This window comes from Pseudomonas peli (genome assembly GCF_900099645.1).
GTDB classification, from domain to species: domain Bacteria; phylum Pseudomonadota; class Gammaproteobacteria; order Pseudomonadales; family Pseudomonadaceae; genus Aquipseudomonas; species Aquipseudomonas peli.
Window position 1 is genome coordinate 497,982 of the sequence record NZ_FMTL01000001.1, and the last position, 20,911, is coordinate 518,892.

Sequence of the window (20,911 nt, forward strand, 5' to 3'; positions counted from 1 at the left end):
ACTGTCCGCAATAAAAACGGGAGGCCAATGGCCTCCCGTTTTTATTGAACCTTGCCGCGACTATTTCGCCTTGTAGATGATCCCAGGGCTGCATTGCACCATCTGATAATGGTTAGGCAGACCATTGAGCGCTTCAGAAGCCCCCAGGAACAGATAACCGCCCGGTTTCAACATGGCATGAATACGCGTGAGGATGTCCTTCTTCACCTCGGCCGAGAAGTAGATCAGCACGTTACGGCAGAACACCACATCGAACTTGCCCAGGCTGGCGTAACTGTCCAGCAGGTTCAGTGGACGGAACTCAATGCGGCTGCGAATGGCCGGCTTGACCACCCAGCGCCCCGGCCCCTTGGGGTCGAAATAACGCTGCAGGCGCTCCTGGGAAAGACCGCGGCCCATCGCCAGGCTGTCGTATTCACCGGATTTACAGTTGATCAACATGGTTGGCGAAAGGTCGGTGGCAACAATCTGCAAGCCGCCTTTGAGCTGACCGATATTGGTCTTCTCGAACTCGTCGATGGTCATCGACAGCGAATAGGGTTCCTGCCCCGACGAGCAGGCTGCTGACCAGATGCGCAGGCGCTGACCAGGGCTGGCCTTGATCATCTCCGGCAGCACGCGGTTCTTCAGCACCTCGAACGGATAGGTGTCGCGAAACCACAGGGTTTCGTTAGTGGTCATGGCATCGACCACTTGCTCGCGCAAACCACTGCGCGGCTGGGTCTGCATGCGCTGCACCAGCTCACCCAGGGTCTTGATGCTGTTCTGCTCCATCAACTTGTTGAGCCGACTGGAAACCAGATACTGCTTGTTGGTGCCAAGCAGAATGCCGCAGGCTTTTTCCAGGAAAGTCCGGAACTGCTCGAAATCCAAATTACCTGTAGACACTCGCGAGGCCTCGACAAACATATGATTCACTGAGGGCAAAGCCCTCAGTCCCCTGCCGCGATATTGATGCGGTCAGCTACCCGTGCAGCCAGGTCATCCGGGCGAAACTTAGCGAGAAAATCATCCGCGCCGACTTTCTTCACCATGGCCTGGTTGAACACGCCCGATAACGAAGTATGCAGGATGATGTGCAGCTTTTGCATGCGCGGATCTGCGCGGATCTCCGCGGTCAACGTATAGCCATCCATTTCCGGCATCTCAATGTCGGAAATCAGCATCAAAAACTCTTCTGCAGGGTTCTTGCCCTCGTCCACCATCGCCTTCAGATAGTCCAGTGCCTGACGCCCGTCGTTAAGCGCAACCACCTCCACGCCGACAGTTTCCAGACAGCGAGTAACCTGTTTACGCGCCACTGATGAGTCATCGCAGGTCAGCACACGCTTACTCACCGCACGGGCCTGGGTCTCCGCATTCAGAACACCTTCAGAGATAACTTCGGATGTCGGAGCCACTTCGGCCAGAATCTTCTCGACATCAATGATTTCAACCATCTTGTCGTCAAGGTGGGTGACCGCTGTGAGGTAATGGTCACGACCGGTGCCCTTGGGTGGTGGATGAATCGACTCCCAGTTCATGTTGACGATGCGCTCTACCGAGTGCACCAGAAAGCCCTGAACCTTGGTGTTGTATTCAGTGATGATGACAAAGCTGTTGTCGATGTTAGCCAGCGGCGCGCTGCCGGTGGCCATGGACAAATCAAGAATCGGGATAGTGCCGCCACGGATATTGGCGACACCACGAACAACCGGGCTCGATTTCGGCATGATGGTGAGCTTGGGGCACTGCAGCACCTCTTTCACCTTGAACACGTTGATCCCATACAGCTGGTTGCTGTTCAGACGAAACAGCAACAACTCCAAACGATTCTGCCCAACCAACTGAGTTCGTTGGTTAACCGAATCCATCACACCGGCCATACCCAAACTCCTTATTTGAGTAACAGATTGCTGTCAGCGTAGCAGGCGGCACGCGCCTTGCTATCTAACCCATATGAACACTGAAACGACAACGAACCGACACTCACTGGCAAAATGCCGCTACTGGCTGGCAGTTGTACCCGCTTTGCTGGCAGTCGGCTATAGCGCTTTGGCAACAGCCAACGCCACACGACCTGAACAACTTATCGGCGCTGGCGAAGTTTTTCTTGAGCAAGCGGTGAACGATTATTTACAGCGTAGCAACATCGCTGGCCGCCATGAGATTCAAATCAACCAACTCGACCCACGCTTGCGCCTGCCAGAGTGCCAGCAGCCCCTGACCACAACCTTGGAAAGCCCTGCGGAGCCGATTGGCCGTGTCACCCTGCGCGTACGCTGTGACGGCGCCTCGCCTTGGACGGTGTTTGTGCCCGGACAAGTGCGCCTGTACCGCGAAGTGGTGATCGCCAGCCGACCGTTGAAGCGCGACATCCTGTTGACACAAATGGACGTGATGTTGGCTGAGCGGGATGTCGGCCTACTCAACCAGGGTTATCTCACTGCACTTAAGCAAGCTATCGGCAAAAAATTGACGCGCCCTTTGTTACCCGACCAGGTGCTTGCGCCCATCCATGTGCAAATGGCCGACGCCATCCGCAAAGGTGATCAGGTTGTTATCAGCGCGCGCAGCGCAGGTATCAGCGTGCGAATGCAAGGCGAAGCCTTATCTGACGGCATAATTGGCAAGCAGATCAGTGTGCGCAATCAACGCTCGAACAGAGTGATCAGAGCCCGTGTAATCGGCCCTGGACAGGTTGAAGTAGCGATGTAGGCATGATTCTTGTTTTAAACTTTGTTCACTCGGTGAGCTGACGATTATCCACACTGTGTTTAGACTGTTAGTTGGCGCACACTTTTTTGCCCTAAAGTTTTCCAGGGCAATGCCGACAAGCTAGGCAAGCGTCCAAACTCTGTTCGAGGTTTTGCATCATGGTCATTGATATCAACCGGCTCAACAATGCCGCATCGCCAGCCAATTCGGGGCGGGCCGGCAGTGCGCAGGCCGGTGGCCAGAACGAAGCCATCAGCGGCAAACAGCCTGGCAACGTCCCCAACCCTGTCGAGCAGGCACAACAGGCCGGCAAAAGCGGTGAGTCCGTGCAGTTGAGCCGTGATGCGCAACAGCTGCAGAAAGTCAGCGAGAAGTTGCGCGACCAGCCGACCGTCAATAAAGAGCGCGTTGCCCAACTCAAGCAAGCGATTGAAGACGGCAGCTACCAAGTTGATAGCCAGCGCGTTGCCGGCAAACTGCTTAATTTCGAATCCCAGCGCTAGTCACCGGGCTACGCTGGGGTAATTGGTCGCCCAATAGACGCTGAATGCTACTCGCATCAGTGCCTGTTACCCCGAAGAGCCTGCGATGCACGACACCCAGTTGCTTGAACTGTTCACCAACGATATCGGCACCGCCGAGCAGTTGCTTGAATTGATCGACACCGAATTTCAAGCCCTCAGCGACCGCGACCTCCCTCGCCTGCAAAGTATCCTCACGGAAAAACTGCCGTTGCTGACGCTGCTCGACCAGCACGGCAAGATACGCAGCCAGCTGCTTAGCAGTCTTAACCTCAGTACCGACCGTGCAGGCCTGAAAACGCTTGCAGCTCAGTCCAATCAGGGCGAGCTGTTGCTGGAGCGTGGCGACCAGCTCAACAGCCTGCTCGAACGCTGCCAAGCGGCCAATCTGCGCAATGGCCGGTTGATTCGTTCCAGTCAGGCGTCCGCTCACAGCATGCTCGGCATTCTGCGCGGCAACGAGACACCCAGCCTCTATGACAGCCGCGGTAGTGCCGCTAGAATCGGCCAGCAGCGCCCGCTTAGCCAGGCCTGAAACCCAACAAGGCACAGGGGACATACTGTCATATTGCCAGTATGCTAGTGCCATAGTATTTGCTCGGAGAGTTATGGACCGTGTCCAGTCCTTTTAGCCAGGAAGATGGCCCGCAGCCGCCCAAGGTGCTCAAGGCACCGGTGGAAATAGTTGCCAACCTGCGCCAACTGCAACAAAACCATGACCCACTGATCATCACCTTCAACGAACGCAACCAACGTTTCCAGAGCTACGTCATTGACGTCAACCGCGATAAAAATCTGCTGATTCTCGATGAGTTAGTGCCAAATGACGGCGAGCGCTATTTGGCCAATGGCGAAACATTCAACGTAGAAGCCTTCCATGAAGGCGTGCGTGTAGCCTGGACATGTGAACAGAGCGTGCGCATTACCGAGCATGAAGGCGCGCGCTGCTACTTCAGCCCGATGCCGCTTGAGGTGACCTATCACCAACGGCGTAGTGCATTCCGCGCGCCGCTTAAGCAAAGTGAGCTAATCAAAATTGAGCTCGCCGGCGATAAGCTGCGTACAGCCGTACCGGGGCATTTGCTGGATATCTCTGCAACCGGCTGCAAGCTGCGCTTCCCCGGCAACATCACCAGCAGCCTTCAGGCGGGCCAGGTCTATGAGCGGTTTACTGCGCGCTTTCCTTTCGGCGCCATGACCACGGCCATCGAAATGCGACACGTTCAATATGAAGACAAGGTAGACACCACTTTTGTCGGAGCACGTTTTCACCGCATAAATGGCCAGGAACAGCGCCTGGTTGAACGCTTCGTCTACCAGCTGCAGCGCGAAGCGCGGCGCTTTGAAAGTGACGGACTGTTCTAGATCACGATATTCAGCGCCGCCAGGCGAGACAAATCTTCAGGTCGATCCACATCCCACAACGCAGGCAGCAGCCCCGGATGCCAGTCCAGTTGCTGCAGGCGTTGCAGTGTCATATCCAGCACTCGCTCAGTGCCCCATGGCATCTCACTGAATAAAGCTGCCTCTATGCAACGCAGCCCTAGCAGCACATAACCGCCATCCTCCGCAGGCCCAATCACGACAGACCGCTCCTGCAATGTGCTACAAGCTGCTTGCAGGTAGTCGCCATTGAGCGCCGGACAGTCATTACCGATCAGGATCACCGCATCACTTTCAGCCAGCCCTAGCGTGGCGATACGGCGCATGCGCTCGCCAAGATCACCAGCCGGTTGTTCGACCAACGTCCAGCCAAGGCGCTGCGCCAGCGCCTGCAGACTTGTACTGGGAACGCCATCCAACCAGAGAAAACGCTCAGCAAAGCCGTGAGCCGGTAACTGCAATGCGCGCTCTAGCAGCATTTGCTGCAGGTCACAGGCCCCCTGAGCACCCAGGGCTGGAATCAGGCGAGTCTTTACCTGCCCCGCGACCGGTGAACGAGCAAGCAGGTGCAATGAGATCGACAGGTTCATAGCCATGACCCTCGGCGGTATTGGCGGGCCAGCTTTGCTGGACTGACACCACAGTAGTAGGCAAGCCGTAGGCGCCACATCAGCAGCACAGTACGCACAATCCCGTTCTGCTCCCAGCGCCGACTGGAGGTCAATAAGGGCGGACGCAAACAGCGCGGTCGAGCCAGCGACCTAAGTCGCTTGCACAGGTGTAAATCTTCCATCAAGGGGATCTGTGCATAACCGCCCAACGCGTCAAAGGACTGTCGGGCAACAAAAATCCCCTGATCACCCGAGGCGATACCGCTCAGGCGCGAACGCAAACTGATCATCGCGCCAATCAGCCGCAGTGCCGGCCCTTGCCCAGATAAACGCACATCGAAGCGCCCCCACAGAGGTCGCTCACTTAGCACGTCGTGTAAACGCATGAGCGACGCGGCACTGACCCGCGTGTCGGCATGCAAAAACCACACATATTCACCACAAGCCACCGCCGCACCGGCATTCATCTGCAAAGCGCGCCCAGGGGCCACTCGAAGTATTTGATCAACCCGCCCGAGTGCCAGCTCACAAGTACTATCGCTGCTACCGCCATCGACCAGGATCAATTCGGCACCAGAGGCACGAAGCCCCGCCAAATCATCCAACAATGCGGGCAAGGCTTGCGCTTCATTGCGTGCAGGAATCACCACGCTTAGCAACGGTTTCATCCGCGCGGCTCTGGCTGGGTAGGCGACTCACCTTCAGGCGCTTGCACGGCACTGGTGTCATGCATCTGCTCTTGCACCACCTGCTCATCGACGCGAGGATCAAGTGCCGCCGTCAACGGCGAACTGATGGTACTGTCAGGCATAGGAATGTGGTGCAGCGGCGCATCGTCGACCTGATGCAGATGGGTGACGCGCTCCGGACGGATACGCAGCACCAGAATCAGTGCGCAGCCGCAGACGAAGGCATACAGCATGTTCGCGCCGAGAAAGCGCATCAGCACGCCCGCCAGCAACGGTCCGATACTGGCGCCGACACCGAAGGTCACCAGCAGCATGGCCGTCAGTGATACCCGCCGCTCGGCTTCAACATGGTCATTGGCCAGGGCCACCGCCAGCGGGTAGAGGCTGAATTGCAAGGCACACACCGCAAAACCGCCGGCAAACAACAGCGGCAAACTGGCCTGCGGCAGAATCGCCAGAGGCAGCGCAGCCAGCGCCAGCAACGCGGCACAGCCACGGATCAGCTGCACGCGGTCATGCCGATCAGACAACCAGCCCAACGGCCACTGCACCACCAGGCCAGCGATGATGCAGCAACCCATAAACAGACCGATCTGCTCAGTGGACAAACCCATGCGCGTGCCATAAAGCGGCGCCAGGCCGTAGAACGAACCAATCAGCAGCCCCGCGACCACAATGGTGGTCAGCGACAACGGCACACGGTCGATAAAGAAGCGCATCTCCAGCGGGGCTGGATGCAAGGGTGCAGGGTGCAGCTTGCGGGTCAAGGCCACCGGCACCAGGCACAGGGCAAAGCACAATGCCACCAACATCAGCAGCTCAAGACCGAGCGTCGGGTGTACCACCAACACCAGCTGGCCGAGAATCAAGCCGAGGTAGGAAGCCCCCATATAACCGGCAAACACCTGACCACGCTGGCTGGTTTCCGCCTGCTCATTGAGCCAGCTCTCGATCACCATGTACTGGCACATCATGCCCAGGCCGACCAGCATCCGCAGTAGCAACCAGCTGGGTAACCAGTCGCTCAAGCCATGCCCGAGAACCGCAGCGGTGACCACACCGGCGCAGGCGACATAGGCGCGGATATGACCCACCCGAGCAATCAGACGGTGGCCAATCTTGCCGCCCAGCACCAGCCCCAGGTAATTGGCCGCCATAAGCGCACCGACCCAGAGTCCATCGGCCGTTTCCGCCAACCGCAACGCCAGGTAAGTGCTCAACAAACCCGAGCCCAATAGCATCAACAGGGTGGCGAAATACAGTGAACTAAATGACTTGAGGATCACAGACATGGGGCGGCTGGTGTCTCCATAAAAGCCGCCGAAACCCTGCTCGGCGGTCAGACTCTAGGCATGGGACGCCAGTACGCGGCGCTCCCACGGGGTAATTTCATCAAAGAAACTGGTGAGTTCCAGCGTCTTGCTGGCGATGTAGCCTTCGATGAACTCGGCACCAAACAGTTCCTGCGCCAGTGCACTGCGCTTGAGACGCTCGATCGCGGCATGCATGGTACAGGGTAGCGCCAATTCGTCCGGGACCTCGAACTCACCCTGGATCGGCGCACTGGGCTGCAGCTGCTGTTCAATCCCATACAAACCCGCCGCAAGGCTCGCCGCCAGCGCCAGATAAGGATTGGCATCGGCGCCCGGCAAGCGGTTTTCCACCCGCCGCGCCACTGGCGCACTGGCCGGAATGCGCAGGCCTGCGGCGCGATTATCCTCCGACCAGCAGGCATTGTTCGGCGATGCATAAGGATGACAAAGGCGCTGATAGGAATTTACATGCGGGGCAAACAGCAGAGTGAAATCAGCCATAGCGGCCTGCTGACCGGCAATAAATTGATAGAACGCCGGCGTTGCCTGGCCATCGGCCGCGCTGAAGATATTCTGCCCACTGCCCTGCTCCACCACATTCTGATGAATATGCATTGAGCTGCCCGGGGTATGCGCCAGCGGCTTGGCCATGCACACCACAGCAAGGCCATGCTTGAGTGCGACCTCCTTGAGCAGGTGCTTGAACAGAAAAGTCTGATCCGCTAGCAGCAGCGGATCGCCGTGCAGCAGGTTGATCTCAAACTGGCTGACGCCCATCTCGTGCATAAAGGTATCGCGCGGCAACCCTAGCGCCGCCATGCACTGATAAACCTCACGGAAGAACGGACGCAGGCCGTTGTTGGAACTCACACCGAAGGCCGAGCCGCCGTCTTCACGCCGGCCATCGAGCCCGAGCGGCGGCTGAAATGGCTGCAGCGGATCGGCATTGCGGGCAAACACGAAAAACTCCAGCTCGGTCGCCACCACCGGCTGCCAACCATGACTGGCGTAACGCGCAATTACCTGCTTAAGCAGGCCGCGGGTCGACAACCCGGAACTGCGTCCATCCAGTTCATCAGCATCACAGATGGCCAGTGCGCGCGGCGTTTCACTCCAGGGCAGCCGATGAATCTGTGTCGGTTCTGCATTCAAGGCCAGGTCACCGTCATCACTGCCGTAATAACACGGCGCCGGATAGCCACCCATGATGCATTGCAGCAATACCCCGCGCGCCAACTGCAAGCGCCGTCCCTCCAGAAAACCCTCAGCCGTCATCACCTTGCCGCGCGGCACACCGTTGAGATCAGGCGTTACACATTCAACTTCATCAACACCACGCAGCAACTCAGCCAGGGCGGTGCGGTCGAGGGTACTCATTTGCTGTTGTCCTTATTGATGCAAAAGGCCGCAGTTGCACGGCGAGGCGCACAAAATACGCACCAGGCGTTCGATATTTCAAGCAAAGCCACACCCGATACCTGACGCGCAAGCTACGCAGTCAAATATATCGACTAATTAGATATTAATGATCATGCACAATCGCTCCAAAAACCATCGTATAGACACTCAAAAATAAATATAACTACATGATAAATAAACTATTAATTCAACTATCGATGCCGTCGATGATTACCATGCCCAGCCTGCACTTCTTCATCAAATTTTCATCCGTATGATTGGCTCCGTACTCACTTACAACCGCCCTTACGAGGAGCCTGAACATGAAAAAGCAAATTCTCACCGCCCTGATCCTGAGCAGCCTGTCCATCAGCGCCTTTGCCCTGCCACAGAACAACCCGCAGCCACTGCTGGGTGAAAAGCAGGACAGCAGCGTGAAGACCCTGATGGGTTTTGGTAGCAACCTGCAAACTGAAGGCAGCGCTGATCGTACCTATAAGCCCCAAATGGAGCACATGCAGTTAGCGGAAAGCAGTGCCGACCGAACCCACAAACCGCAGATGGAACACCTTCGTATCGCCGAAAGTAGTGCTGACCGCACTTATAAGCCCCAAATGGAGCACATACAGGTAGCGGAAAGCAGTGCCGACCGAACCCACAAACCGCAGATGGGAAACCTTCGTGTCGCCGAAAGTAGTGCTGACCGCACTTATAAGCCCCAAATGGAGCACATGCAGGTAGCGGAAAGCAGTGCCGACCGCACATACAAACCGCAAACCCCGGGGAAAACTGCCTAATTAAGCAGTCGTATCAGCTAACCTTCTGACGCTTCTCGCATAAAGCACCCAATGGGTGCTTTATGCGTTTAGGGGCGACTCCAACTGCGCCAAGCGCTCTTCCAGCGCCGCAATCCGCGCCTCCAAAGCTTCCAGGCGCTCATCCTGCTGACCGCCCGCCGTCGCGCGCTGCGGCTCACCGGCTCTGGCTGCCAATACCGCCTGCAAATCCGTTGGGTCACCCAGCACATGCATATAACGGTCTTCACGCTGCCCCGACTGGCGTGGCAACAGGCAGGCCAGTTCGCGGCTGATCAGGCGCTCAAGGTGATGCTGCACCTGCTCGACATCATCAAAATCATGCATGCGGCTGCTGCGGGTCAGCAGCTCGTTGATAGTCTGCGGGCCACGCAGCAGCAACAGACCGATCAGCACCACCTGCGCCGCCACCAGTTCCAGCGCTTTGTCGGCGCGATGCTCCCAGCGATCCGCCCGGCTGCCCATTACCAGGCGCGCCATTTCTCGCCCCTCCAGGCTGCGCAGAGCCTGGCCGACCTGGCCGGCAGTAAGGTTGAGCACCGGCTCACGGCTGGTTTTCTGATTGCAGGCCAGCACCAGGGCATTCAGCGTCAGGGGATAGGCTTCGGGGGTGGTCAGCTGCTTTTCGATCAAGCAACCCAGTACCCGCGCTTCGACGATCGTCAGGGTTTCAACCGCCATAGCGTTCGCATCTTCGTTGGACATAACCACCTCATGGCCTCGCAAAGGCCCTAGCCTAGCCCGCCTGACGACCGGTTGATAGGCATGACTGCCGCTGGGCGGGGCGGCACTGCGCCAGCGCGTAACAGCGGGTCACTGTGGTAGAGTCGCGCGCTATTTTTCAGCGTGGCCTTGTTTCATCCCCCGCGAAAAGCCTCATAACGCGCACTGCAGCCATGCATCCAGCCCCGGCGCCCCGAGCCCGGCAGGCAATAAAAAGAGATCGCAGGCCTGCCCGCCAAGTAGAGATGCATGTCATGACCACTGCCCAACATCCGCTTATCCAACTGCTCAACCGCACCAGCCTGGTGCTGCAAATTGCTATCGGCCTGGTGGCTGGTATCGCCCTGGCGCTGTTTCTGCCTGAAGCCGCGGCAAGCGTCAGCTTCCTCGGTACGGTGTTTGTCTCGGCGCTGAAGGCCGTGGCTCCGGTGCTGGTATTCGTACTGGTGGCGGCGTCGATTGCCAACCATCAGCACGGCCAGCAGACCCATATCAAACCGATTCTGCTGCTGTACCTGATCGGCACCTTCAGCGCCGCGCTGATTGCAGTAGCCGCCAGCTTTGCCTTCCCGTCCAGCCTGACCCTGGTGAGCAACAGCGCTGAACTGTCGCCACCCGGCGGCATCAGCGAAGTGCTGAAGACCCTACTGCTGAATGTGGTGGATAACCCGGTCAACGCCCTGCTAAAAGGCAACTTTATAGGCATCCTGGCCTGGGCCATTGCCCTGGGTTTTGCCTTCCGTCACGCCAGCCCGAGCAGCAAGCAAATGCTCGCTGACCTTTCTGACGCAGTTACCAGCATCGTCAAACTGGTGATTCGCCTGGCGCCACTGGGGGTTTTCGGCCTGGTTGCGGCCACCCTGGCTGAATCAGGCATGTCTGCTCTGCTCGATTACCTGCACCTGCTGTTGGTACTGGTGGGCTGCATGCTGTTTGTCGCCCTGGTGACCAACCCGGCGATTGTCTATTTCAAGACCCGCCGCAACCCCTACCCGCTGGTGCTGACTTGCCTGCGCGAAAGCGGCCTGACGGCGTTCTTTACCCGCAGTTCGGCGGCCAACATTCCGGTCAACCTGCAGCTCTGCCAGCGTCTGGGCCTGCATGAGGAAACCTACTCGGTGTCGATCCCACTGGGCGCGACCATCAACATGGCCGGTGCCGCCATCACCATCAGCGTTCTGACCCTGGCCGCCGTAAACACCCTGGGCGTTGCCGTGGACCTGCCTACCGCGCTGCTGCTCAGCGTGCTGGCCTCGATCTGCGCCTGTGGAGCCTCAGGGGTTGCCGGCGGTTCGCTGCTGCTGATCCCGCTGGCTTGCAGCCTGTTCGGCATCCCCAATGATGTGGCCATGCAGGTGGTTGCCGTCGGCTTTATCATCGGCATCGTGCAGGACTCTGCAGAAACCGCGCTGAACTCCTCCACCGACGTGCTGTTCACCGCCGCCGCCTGCCAAGCTGAGCAACAACGCAGCTAAACGCTGGCCGAAACAACAAAAGGCTTACCCACGGGTAAGCCTTTTTTATGCACGCCATTCAGGGTTCAACGCAACGCAGCGTGAATCAGCGCTCCAGGCAGCTTTTATTACTCAACCGATAAACGTCGCACGCCCAGCGTTTGAATAACCGAACGATTCCGGTAGGCTTTGCCGCTTCTTTATAAGGAGTAATTCCCATGGCCCGCGCCACTGCCCGTCACATTCTGGTTGCCAGCGAAGACAAGTGCAACGAACTGAAAGCCGCAATCGAAGGCGGTGCCGACTTCGCCCAAGTCGCCAAAGACAACTCCAGCTGCCCGTCCAGCCGCAGCGGCGGTGACCTTGGCTCGTTCGGCCCAGGCCAGATGGTCAAGGAATTCGACACCGTAGTATTCAGCGCACCAATCAACGTGGTGCAAGGCCCGGTGAAGACCCAGTTCGGTTATCACCTGCTGGAAGTGACCAGCCGCCAGGACTGATCCTGCCTCTTCGCTGGGCCGCTAGGCCCGGCGAATCCTATTTGGCGCAGCGCCCATCGGGCACCACGCCACTGACCAACAGTCCAGAACCTCGGGCAATAGCCAGGTATACTCGCCGGCCTTTTCTTCTCGCACCCGCGGACCTCGCCATGACCCAGATTCCAGCAGCTGAACCCACCCTCGCCGTTCAGCCTGCCGACAGCGCCGCGCCGTCCACCAGCGAGAGCAACGCCACCAACGCGGTCAAAGCCAGCGGCTTTGCCTCGCTGTTCGGCGCCGCCAAAGCCGCTTCCGGCAAACAGGACGATCAGCCCTGGCACCAGAAGGGCAACAAGTCGAGCCATGAAAAGAAGATCGGCCCAGCGCCAAGTGGGACTCGCCGCGCCATGGGTAAACGTTAAGTCCAACGCGCGCGCAAACGCTCCTGCAACCAACCGCCGCAAAAATTCAGCAGCAAACCGAGCATCACCAACAGCGCACCGACTAGCTGCAGGCTGCTCAGGCGCTCATCAAGCAGCAATGCCGATGAGGTCAGTCCGACCACTGGCACCAGCAGCGAGAACGGCGCCACCTGGCTGGCTGGGTAGCGCGACAGTAAGCGGCTCCACAGGCCATAGCCCAGAATGGTCGCGCCGAATGCCAGGTAGACCAGCACCAGCAAGGTATCCAGGCTAAAGCCGCGCAGCGCAAACTCGATCACCTCGGGGCCTTCCATCAGCCAGGACAGCGCAAAAAACGGCAGCGGCGGCACCAGGCTGCCCCACACCACCAGCCCCACCAGATTCACCTTACCCAACTTGCGCGTGACGATATTGCCCAGCGCCCACATGGCGGCAGCGCAAAGCGTTAGAAGAAAACCGGCCAGGGTCATCAGGCCATTACCCTGCGAGCCAATCAGCAGCAACCCACCGGCCGCCACCAGCAGGCCGAACAGGTTGGCCAGGCGAAAACGCTCACCCAGCAACAGCACAGCAAACAGCAGGGTAAACAGCGCCTGCGATTGCAGCACCAGCGATGCCAGACCGGCCGGCATGCCAACGGACATAGCCGAGAACAAAAAGGCGAACTGCCCCAGCGAGATGGTCACGCCATAGGCCAGCAGCCAACGCAGCGGAATCTGTGGGCGCTTGATAAACAGCACGGCAGGAAAGGCCGCCAGAAGAAAACGCAGGGCCCCCAGCAGCATCGGCGGCATCTCATGCAGGCCGATCTTGATCACCACAAAATTCATGCCCCAGACGATGATCACCACCAGGGCCAGCAGTAAATCCTTGGGTTGCATGGACGCTCCAGATTAATCAATCAGCGCTTATTAAAGCGGCCAGCAGCGCCATAACGCCCATACAGAAACCCGGCAAATAAGCCGTACAGCACAACACTGATCGGCAGATTGCTGCGCCACAGGTGCCGCCAGCGCCTCGAAGGGCTAGAATCGCACCCCTTAGAGCCTATTTACGATCTAGCGAGCTAGAGCCAGACAAGGCAAAAACAGCCGAGGAAGCGGAGTTTACGAGCTGTAAATGAGCATTCCGAGGCTGTTTTTAACGCAGGCTGGCCGACGCGCAGCAGATCGTAAACAGGTTCTCACCCATTAACCCGCAACGACGAGATACTCCATGGGCGCCCAGTGGAAAGCCAAACCTAAAGAAGCCGCGGCCAACGCCAGAGGCAAGATCTTCGGCCGCTTGGTCAAGGAAATCATGATCGCCGCCCGCAACGGCGCCGACCCGGACCTGAACCCCAAGCTGCGCCTGGCCATCCATCAAGCGAAAAAAGCCTCGATGCCCAAGGAAACCCTCGACCGGGCGATCAAGAAAGGCGCCGGCCTGCTGGGTGATACCGTGACCTTCCACTCCGCCACCTATGAGGGTTTCGCCCCGCATCAGGTGCCGGTGATCATCGAGTGCCTGACCGACAACATCAACCGCACCGTGGCGGAAGTCCGCGTGCTGTTCCGCAAGGGCCAGATGGGCGCTTCCGGCTCGGTAACCTGGGATTTCGACCACGTGGGCATGATCGAAGCCAGCACCGAGAACGATGCCGACCCGGAAATGGCCGCCATTGAAGCCGGCGCTCAGGATTTCGAGCCGGCCGATGAAGGCAACACCCTGTTTATCACCGAGCCAACTGACCTGGATGCCGTGTGCCGCGCGCTGCCGGAGCAGGGTTTCAGCGTCAACTCGGCGAAAATCGGCTATATCTCAAAAAACCCGGTGAGCAGCCTGACGGCCGAGCAACTGGAAGAAGTCGAAGCCTTCCTCGAAGCCCTCGACGCGCACGATGACGTACAGAACGTCTACGTCGGGCTTTCCGGCTAAACAAAGACTGACCAGGCCCGCCGTGCAGGATACGCAGCGGGCCCACGAACGGCACCGTTCAGTGTGCGCAGTTCGTCGAATCGGTCGATTAACCACTGCCCGCGCCCCGCAAAGCGGGTAGAATCGCCGCCCGCCGCGCCACCAGCGCCCGGCGTGTACACAAGGACGTTGTCACACAGGAGTTTTACCGTGCACAAGTTTCTGATTCTGGCCGCTTGCCTGCTGCTTGGCGCCTGCGCCAGCAACCCGCAGACGACCTACCAGCAAGACGTCAAGGCGGGCAAAAGTCCGATGGCCAAGAGCGCCCTGGAAGCCATCCACAACACCCAGGCCATTCCGCTGCCGCTCAACCCGGGCCTGTTGGCACCTCAGTGGCCGATCAGCGCCGATGAGCCGCGCCTGGACTTTGGCAGCTCGATCTCCAACTACCGGATCTTTTCCCTGCAGCTGAAAAAGGGCGAGCGCTACACGCTCAACGTGCACTCACTGTGCAACGCCCCCTGCATGGGCGTCAGCAAATACGCCCTGAAACCACGCGCCATGCTGCTGGATGCCTACGGCGCAGTGATTGCCGACAGGCCCTCGCGTGCCGAAGCCGTGGTCGGCCAGATCAGCCTGAGCTGGAATGGTGAAGCCGCCGAAGACGGCACTTACTACCTACTGGTAGCCGCCGATAACGACGACATCGGTGAAACCATCGTGATCGACGATGTCTGGGTCAACAACTCGCCGCTGATGGCGGTAAAGGTGGGCATGCAAAGTTCGCCATTCGGCAAGATCAGCGCCTTCTCCAGCACCCACAAAGACTAAATCCACCACCCTGGCGAGTTGCAAAGGCTCGCCGGGCGACACCCTCTTGCACCTGCCATTCGCTTACCTGCTCAGAACTAGTGCCATCCGCCCACTTATTGATCCATCGCAAGATGCACTGCTCATAGCCCCTTAGCCTATGCCGATGAGTTCCACTGCCATCGACGAGGTTCCCATGAGTATCACCTCTGCCAGTATCTGCGCGGCTGCCGACCAACTACAGGGTTTTGTCGGTTTCAATGCCAAGACCGGGCGCTATATCGTGCGTTTTTCCGAAGACTCCTTTGGCCTCGACGTGCTCGAAGAGAGCATCACGCCTACCTGCGAATTCGTCTGGCGTGCCTTTGACGGCGAACTGATGAGCCTCGACCGCGCGCGCCTGCAACTGCTGCTGGAACAGAATATTGATGACCGCCTGGCTATCAGCGAACCGCTGCGGGTCTACATGCGGCGTACCGATATACCGGAGATCAGCGCCGAACGCCGTCGCCTTAACGCCTGAGCAGCTTGTCGAGGTGGCCGAATTGACCGAGGGTTGTTCACTTACACCCTCACAACAACGGCGCACGGCAGACTAAGCTCGACGAGTCAGAATCACTCGCCAGGAGCTTGCCGATGTTCGATGTGCTGATCAAAAACGCGCTGTTTTTCGATGGCAGCGGCGCGCCCGGCGTCGTGCGTCACCTTGGCATTCATGACGGCAAGCTGGCCTGCATCAGCGCCAGCGTCCTAGACGAAAATGGCTGCGGCCAGGTGATTGATGCACAAAACCGCTGGGTGACACCCGGTTTTATCGACATGCACACCCATTACGACGCCGAACTGGTGGCCGCCCCTGCGCTCAAGGAATCGGTGCGCCACGGTGTGACCACGGTGATGATCGGCAGCTGCTCGATCAGCATGGTGTTGTCCAGCCCCGAGGATTGCTCTGACCTGTTCACCCGCGTCGAATCGGTGCCGCGCGAGCATGTCCTGCCACTGCTGCAGGCACGGAAGACTTGGCACAGCGCCGACCAATTCGCCGTCTTTCTCGATCAGCATCCGCTGGGGCCGAACATATGCTCCTTCCTCGGCCACTCTGATTTACGCGTTGCCGTGCTTGGTCTGGAACGTGCCGTGGACGCCAACGTACGCCCCACCGAGGGTGAATTACAGCAGATGGAACGCCTGCTGGAAGAAGCGCTGGACGCCGGTTTGCTCGGCCTGTCGAGCATGACTAATCCCTGGGACAAGCTCGATGGCGACCGCCAGCGCTCGAAATCCCTGCCCTCGGTGTATGCACCCTGGGCCGAGTACGCGCGGCTGAACAAGATCCTGCGCCGGCGCGGACGCATCCATCAGGGCGCGCCGAACCTGGTAACCAAACTCAATGTACTGGCCTTTCTCTGGGACAGCATCGGCGGTTGGTGGCGCAAGCCGCTGAAGACCACCCTGATCACCCTGATGGATGTCAAAGCCGACCCGTGGCTCGCCCCGGTACTTGGCCCACTGACCCGTTGGATCAATCGCCTGACCCATGCCGACTTCCGTTGGCAAACCCTGCCGGTGCCGTTTGAAACCTACGCCGACGGCATGGAGTTTGTAGTTTTCGAGGAGTTTCCCGCCGGCCAAGCCGCCCTGCACCTGGCCAACCACGACATGCGCAGTCAACTGTTCCAGGACCCGGCCTACCGCCTGCGCTTTCGCCAGGACGTGGAGAAGAAATTCGGCCCACGGGTCTGGCACCGCGACTTCGACGACGCCTGGATTGTCGACTGCCCGGACGCCAGCGTGGTCGGCAAAAGCGTTGGCGAACTGGCCAAGGCGCGTAATGAACACCCGGCTGATCTGTTTCTCGACCTGCTGGTGGCCCACGGCCCGCGCCTGCGCTGGCGCACGCTGATCGCCAACCATCGCCCCGAGATGGTGGAGAAGCTGGTGTGCGAGCCGAGTACGCTGATCGGTTTTGCCGACTCCGGTGCGCATATCCGCAATATGGCCTTCTACAACTTCGGTGTGCGCCTGCTCAAACTGGTGCGCGATGCCGAGCTACGCGGCCAACCGGTAATGCCGATTGAAACGGCAATCTGGCGCCTGACAGGCGAACTGGGTGAATGGTTCAACATTGACGCCGGCAGGCTCTACGAAGGCGCTCGTGCCGACCTGGTAATCATTGACCCCAGGGCGCTGGATGAATCCCTGGCCAGCTACCAGGAAGCGCCGATGGAGGCCTTCGGCGGCTTGCAGCGTATGGTCAACCGTGGCGACGCCGTGGATGCTGTTGTGATCAACGGGCGTATCGCGTACCAGCAAGGCGTATTCGCCAGCGACCTGGGGCAGGCGCGCGGCTACGGAGCGTTCTTGCGCAGCAGGGCCTGAGTCGACGATGGCAATCGACCTACGGCATACGGCCGCGACGCCAGGCTGGCATAATGCGCGCCGCACTGCCCACTGAACCCTGCCGGGCCGGTATTGAAAGGATTCATATCGATATGCCACTCCCCTTGCAACAGACCGTCTGGCGCTGGCTGCTATGCCTGTTGCTGTGCGGTTTGTTATTGCCCGTGCACGCAAGTGACGCGACCGCCATTTACTACCCGCGCTGGAGTGACGGTGATGAGTCGCGCTCCAACTACATGCTGGCTCAGTTACGCCTGGCGCTGGATAAAGCCGGCAGCCCACTGCGTCTAGTGCCCACGCACACCAGCATGGAGCAAGAGCGTGCGTTGGTTGATTTGCAACACGACAAACACCTGGATGTGGTCTGGAGCATGACCAGCCACGAGCGCGAAGAACGCCTACTGCCTGTACGCATACCGTTGGACAAAGGGTTATTCGGTTGGCGTGTCGCGTTGCTGCCCCGCGAGCGCGTGGACCTGCTCAAGCACGTGCGAACCCTGGATGACCTGCGCCAGTTTACGGCAGGCCAGGGCCACGACTGGCCCGATACCGCCATTCTGCAAAGCCAGGGCTTACCCGTGGTGGTGTCGTCCAACTATGCCAGCCTGTTTCATATGCTGCAGGCACGGCGTTTTGATTACTTCCCGCGATCGGTTCTGGAAATCGGTACCGAGCTGCAAAACCCACGGGCACAGCAGTTGGTCGCCGACCCGCATGTGCTGCTGCACTACCCCACAGCGTTGTATTTCTTCTTTTCACCGCGACGCCCGGAACTGGCCGAAACCGTCCGCATAGGCATGGAGCGCGCCGTCGCGGACGGCTCCTTTGAGCAGTTGTTCAAGCAACAATTCGCCCACAGCCTGGCGCACCTGCAAGACGCCGAACGCCAGGTGATCGAACTGCCCAACCCGCTATTGCCCAGTGCCACCCCGCTGCAGAGGCGTGAACTGTGGTTCAGTCCGACGCAGTTACGCCAGACACAGGTGGCGCCAAAGTAGCCTGCACAATGTTGCGGGTGTGTGCGCCAAAGCGTTTAAACAGCACCACCAGCATCTGCTCAAGTACCGGGTCGACTTGGGCCTGAGTCAGCTGATTCCCCCCGCTAAAACCGGGCGCAGCCGCGGGTTTGCGGGCCAACCACTGACCAATCACCTGATCCAGCGCATCCGCCGTGGCATAGGACTCCGCCGCCACCACCTGCTGCGCGTAATCCACCGAATAAGTCGGATACGCATCCGGTGGTGTTTGCGTATACGCCTGCAACAGGGGCGCTGGCGTTTGTTCGTCCATCAGGTGCTGCATGCGCTCCAGCTGATACTCCTCGATGGCCGTATGCCGATCCGCTACGCGGGCAATCGCTGCTTGGCGGTCTTGCGGATAACCGGCTGCGCCTTTGAGCGCAATCAGCATCAGCTCTGGCGTACTAAAGCCCGGAACGGTCTTGGCGTGGTAGGGCTGGGTCAGGTCCTGCATGTAGTGCAGCGCCCAACCGAGGAAGCGATAGCCCCAGTAGTCGTGCCCAGTGGCCAGGGCCAACCGCGCCAGCCCGGTGTATTGGTAGATGCGCCAGTGCGGCAGGGTGCGGCGTAGATAAGGCGCTGCCTGAAGCACCAACTCCGGCTCGTGGTAATAACCGATATGAAATGGCGCCTGGGAGGAATACTCGAAGCGCGCATCGCCGAAGGGCTGCACGCCGAAGTTGTAGCGCGCGCCGGAATCGCCTGGGTTGTCGCTGAACAGGTTGATATCGTGGCCATAGTCCGGCTCATCGGCCGCACTGCTCAGCACCTGCAAAGCACTCACCGCCTCACCGGGCTGCAGCGCCAAATACCGCCAGTGGCTCCAGGGACCAATCTTGCGAAACACCAGCACCTGCTCGGCCCTCAGGCGTGGTCGACCCTCATCGCCCTGCCCTGGTAACTGCTGAACAAAACCGGCCAGACGAATCTGCGGGTTGACCCGCAATGCCTGCAGAAACGCGGCACGACGCTGCTCAGGCAGGGTGCTCGCGGCCTCGAACCGCAGATCATCCGGGCGGGGTGGATAGTCCGGAAAATGAGCACTGGCAAAGGCTTCCTGCTCATCCAGCAATTGCTCGATTGCCGGCGCCTGTGCGTCCAGAAAGGCCTGCAGCGGTTCATAGGTCAGCGTGCGCTGCAACTGCGGCAGGTTCTGCAAGGCCAGCTGACTGCCCAGCGAGTGGTTGGACCACGCCAGGGCATTGAACGGCTGAAGCGCCAGGCAACAGGCAGATAGCAACAGGAGCAATGGCTTCACGGAGACTCCAACAGCGGATGGCAGTGCAAAGGACGTAGCCTAACGCCAAAGCTGCCACCTGGCACTGTCGTATCAAGTCAGCCCATTCACCAATCGAGCAGCGCAGTGCTTACAGATCCCGCCAGAGCTAGAGAACAAACACCACCGCCGCCGCGACCAACCCGGTTACCAACAGCCCCGCCAACGCCAGCAACGGCTTGTTCAAGCCAGGGGGGGCATTCGCCGGCGCTGCACGCAGCGGGTTGGCCTGCACGTTTGTGCGCAGCGGGTTGGACTGGTTGTTTGACGAGCTGGAAAGCGGCGCCGCTTTGAGCGGTTTTGGCAGGTCCACCGCGCGCATAAACAGCGTGGCGTCTTCATCTTCGCTGGTCGCCACGGTGCTTTTCGGGCCGATCACCAGCAGGCTCACCGAGCCCATCTTCAACTGATCGCCCGGCTGCAGCACTGCTGTCGTGACCTTCTGTTGGTTGACCAGTAGGCCGTTAGCCGAAGCCAGGTCTTTGACCTCCAGCACGTCATCCTTGAGGAAGAACTCACAGTGACGGCGCGATAACTCCTGATCGCTGAAGCACAGCTCGCACTTCACCGAACGGCCAAAAGTCATGGAGCCGTTGATATGAAATTTCTTGCCTTCGTGTTCACCCTGAATAACCTGCAAGTACCAGCGCGCGGTTTGCTCGGTGTGGGTCTTGCTGCGCGCAGGGTCGACCAACTGCAGCTCCACCGCCCCCAAGCGCACACGGTCATCGGCGCGCAGTTGAAAGCGCGTGCTGACGCGCTCGTCATTGACGAAAGAGCCGCTCGGACTGCCCACATCGGTCAGGTAATAGAAGCCCTGATCCTGACGGATTTCCGCGTGAAACGAAGCGATGCTGGGGTCTTCCAGCACCAGGCTGTTGCGGCTGTCCTGGCCGATGGTGAAACGCTCGTCGACCAACCAGATCGGGGCCTGACGATTATCACTGAAGTGAATTTTGAGCATCTGCGCACTCCGCCAACATCGGTTAAACAACCAGCTGTAAC

Annotated in this window: 23 protein-coding genes; 13 read left to right on the plus strand and 10 right to left on the minus strand. The window is 59.2% G+C overall.

What is annotated here, in order from left to right:
* Positions 1–60: 60 nt before the first annotated feature.
* Both cheR and BLO50_RS02460 read right to left on the minus strand, forming a co-directional pair.
* Positions 61–888: a protein-glutamate O-methyltransferase CheR gene (gene cheR / locus BLO50_RS02455; RefSeq protein ID WP_167354419.1), complete on the minus strand. Its 828-nt coding sequence runs from the start codon at positions 886–888 to the stop codon at positions 61–63.
* A 44-nt stretch (positions 889–932) separates the two neighbouring features.
* The gene (locus BLO50_RS02460) at positions 933–1,865 is read right to left on the minus strand and encodes a chemotaxis protein CheV (protein WP_090248441.1); all 933 of its coding nucleotides are present in this window, start codon (positions 1,863–1,865) and stop codon (positions 933–935) included.
* Between the two features lie 73 nt (positions 1,866–1,938).
* On the opposite strand from BLO50_RS02460, the gene flgA reads away from it, so the two are divergent.
* The 4 genes from flgA to BLO50_RS02480 all read left to right on the plus strand — a co-directional run bounded on the left by flgA (position 1,939) and on the right by BLO50_RS02480 (position 4,583).
* Complete coding sequence (flgA, locus tag BLO50_RS02465; protein WP_090248442.1) at positions 1,939–2,697, plus strand: flagellar basal body P-ring formation chaperone FlgA; 759 nt, start codon at positions 1,939–1,941, stop codon at positions 2,695–2,697.
* A 158-nt stretch (positions 2,698–2,855) separates the two neighbouring features.
* Positions 2,856–3,200 (plus strand): flagellar biosynthesis anti-sigma factor FlgM, encoded by a 345-nt coding sequence (gene flgM / locus BLO50_RS02470; RefSeq protein WP_090248444.1) that lies wholly within the window; start codon positions 2,856–2,858, stop codon positions 3,198–3,200.
* A gap of 85 nt (positions 3,201–3,285) precedes the next feature.
* A complete protein-coding gene (locus BLO50_RS02475; RefSeq protein ID WP_090248446.1) occupies positions 3,286–3,753 on the plus strand; it encodes a flagella synthesis protein FlgN in 468 nt (155 codons plus the stop codon).
* An 80-nt stretch (positions 3,754–3,833) separates the two neighbouring features.
* Positions 3,834–4,583: a flagellar brake protein gene (locus BLO50_RS02480; RefSeq protein ID WP_090248447.1), complete on the plus strand. Its 750-nt coding sequence runs from the start codon at positions 3,834–3,836 to the stop codon at positions 4,581–4,583.
* Here BLO50_RS02480 and BLO50_RS02485 read toward each other — a convergent pair.
* Genes BLO50_RS02485 through BLO50_RS02500 form a run of 4 tightly spaced genes read right to left on the minus strand, consistent with a single transcriptional unit; the run spans position 4,580 to position 8,489 of the window.
* Complete coding sequence (locus BLO50_RS02485) at positions 4,580–5,191, minus strand: TIGR04282 family arsenosugar biosynthesis glycosyltransferase (RefSeq protein ID WP_090248449.1); 612 nt, start codon at positions 5,189–5,191, stop codon at positions 4,580–4,582. The genes BLO50_RS02480 and BLO50_RS02485 overlap by 4 nt on opposite strands.
* Positions 5,188–5,880, minus strand: a complete 693-nt coding sequence (locus tag BLO50_RS02490) for a TIGR04283 family arsenosugar biosynthesis glycosyltransferase (RefSeq protein ID WP_090248450.1) — start codon at positions 5,878–5,880, stop codon at positions 5,188–5,190. Before BLO50_RS02490 ends, BLO50_RS02485 begins: the two co-directional genes overlap by 4 nt.
* Positions 5,877–7,193: an MFS transporter gene (locus tag BLO50_RS02495; protein ID WP_090248452.1), complete on the minus strand. Its 1,317-nt coding sequence runs from the start codon at positions 7,191–7,193 to the stop codon at positions 5,877–5,879. The genes BLO50_RS02490 and BLO50_RS02495 overlap by 4 nt, the downstream gene beginning before the upstream one ends.
* Before the next feature lie 54 nt (positions 7,194–7,247).
* A complete protein-coding gene (locus BLO50_RS02500; protein ID WP_169852831.1) occupies positions 7,248–8,489 on the minus strand; it encodes a glutamine synthetase family protein in 1,242 nt (413 codons plus the stop codon).
* 446 nt (positions 8,490–8,935) lie between these two features.
* Between BLO50_RS02500 and BLO50_RS02505 the strand changes: the two genes are divergently transcribed.
* Positions 8,936–9,409: a hypothetical protein gene (locus BLO50_RS02505; RefSeq protein WP_090248454.1), complete on the plus strand. Its 474-nt coding sequence runs from the start codon at positions 8,936–8,938 to the stop codon at positions 9,407–9,409.
* A gap of 60 nt (positions 9,410–9,469) precedes the next feature.
* On the opposite strand, the gene BLO50_RS02510 is transcribed toward BLO50_RS02505, so the two are convergent.
* Positions 9,470–10,132: a YceH family protein gene (locus tag BLO50_RS02510; protein WP_090248455.1), complete on the minus strand. Its 663-nt coding sequence runs from the start codon at positions 10,130–10,132 to the stop codon at positions 9,470–9,472.
* Between the two features lie 272 nt (positions 10,133–10,404).
* Here BLO50_RS02510 and sstT point away from each other — a divergent pair, with 272 nt between their 5' ends.
* The 3 genes from sstT to BLO50_RS02525 all read left to right on the plus strand — a co-directional run bounded on the left by sstT (position 10,405) and on the right by BLO50_RS02525 (position 12,505).
* Positions 10,405–11,625 carry a serine/threonine transporter SstT gene (sstT, locus tag BLO50_RS02515; RefSeq protein WP_090251141.1) on the plus strand — a complete coding sequence of 407 codons (1,221 nt, stop codon included), beginning with the start codon at positions 10,405–10,407 and terminating at the stop codon, positions 11,623–11,625.
* A 197-nt stretch (positions 11,626–11,822) separates the two neighbouring features.
* Positions 11,823–12,104 (plus strand): peptidylprolyl isomerase, encoded by a 282-nt coding sequence (locus BLO50_RS02520; RefSeq protein ID WP_090248458.1) that lies wholly within the window; start codon positions 11,823–11,825, stop codon positions 12,102–12,104.
* A gap of 149 nt (positions 12,105–12,253) precedes the next feature.
* Entirely contained in the window at positions 12,254–12,505 is a 252-nt protein-coding gene (locus BLO50_RS02525) for a hypothetical protein (RefSeq protein WP_090248459.1), read from the plus strand.
* On the opposite strand, the gene BLO50_RS02530 is transcribed toward BLO50_RS02525, so the two are convergent.
* Positions 12,502–13,386 carry an EamA family transporter gene (locus BLO50_RS02530; RefSeq protein WP_090248460.1) on the minus strand — a complete coding sequence of 295 codons (885 nt, stop codon included), beginning with the start codon at positions 13,384–13,386 and terminating at the stop codon, positions 12,502–12,504. The genes BLO50_RS02525 and BLO50_RS02530 overlap by 4 nt on opposite strands.
* 334 nt (positions 13,387–13,720) lie before the next feature.
* Here BLO50_RS02530 and BLO50_RS02535 point away from each other — a divergent pair, with 334 nt between their 5' ends.
* The 5 genes from BLO50_RS02535 (at position 13,721) to BLO50_RS02555 (ending at position 18,609) form a co-directional block, all read left to right on the plus strand.
* The gene (locus BLO50_RS02535; RefSeq protein WP_090248462.1) at positions 13,721–14,422 is read left to right on the plus strand and encodes a YebC/PmpR family DNA-binding transcriptional regulator; all 702 of its coding nucleotides are present in this window, start codon (positions 13,721–13,723) and stop codon (positions 14,420–14,422) included.
* 189 nt (positions 14,423–14,611) lie between these two features.
* A complete protein-coding gene (locus BLO50_RS02540; RefSeq protein WP_244152826.1) occupies positions 14,612–15,232 on the plus strand; it encodes a putative periplasmic lipoprotein in 621 nt (206 codons plus the stop codon).
* Between the two features lie 175 nt (positions 15,233–15,407).
* The gene (locus BLO50_RS02545) at positions 15,408–15,734 is read left to right on the plus strand and encodes a DUF2025 family protein (RefSeq protein WP_090251148.1); all 327 of its coding nucleotides are present in this window, start codon (positions 15,408–15,410) and stop codon (positions 15,732–15,734) included.
* Positions 15,735–15,847: 113 nt separating this feature from the next.
* Positions 15,848–17,590 (plus strand): N-acyl-D-amino-acid deacylase family protein, encoded by a 1,743-nt coding sequence (locus BLO50_RS02550; RefSeq protein ID WP_090248463.1) that lies wholly within the window; start codon positions 15,848–15,850, stop codon positions 17,588–17,590.
* A 113-nt stretch (positions 17,591–17,703) separates the two neighbouring features.
* The gene (locus tag BLO50_RS02555; protein ID WP_208597412.1) at positions 17,704–18,609 is read left to right on the plus strand and encodes a hypothetical protein; all 906 of its coding nucleotides are present in this window, start codon (positions 17,704–17,706) and stop codon (positions 18,607–18,609) included.
* Here BLO50_RS02555 and BLO50_RS02560 read toward each other — a convergent pair.
* Positions 18,566–19,888 (minus strand): phospholipase C/P1 nuclease family protein, encoded by a 1,323-nt coding sequence (locus BLO50_RS02560; RefSeq protein ID WP_420875446.1) that lies wholly within the window; start codon positions 19,886–19,888, stop codon positions 18,566–18,568. The two genes, BLO50_RS02555 and BLO50_RS02560, sit on opposite strands and share 44 nt — an antisense overlap.
* 127 nt (positions 19,889–20,015) lie before the next feature.
* Positions 20,016–20,870 (minus strand): FHA domain-containing protein, encoded by an 855-nt coding sequence (locus BLO50_RS02565; protein WP_090248465.1) that lies wholly within the window; start codon positions 20,868–20,870, stop codon positions 20,016–20,018.
* Positions 20,871–20,911 lie beyond the last annotated feature (41 nt).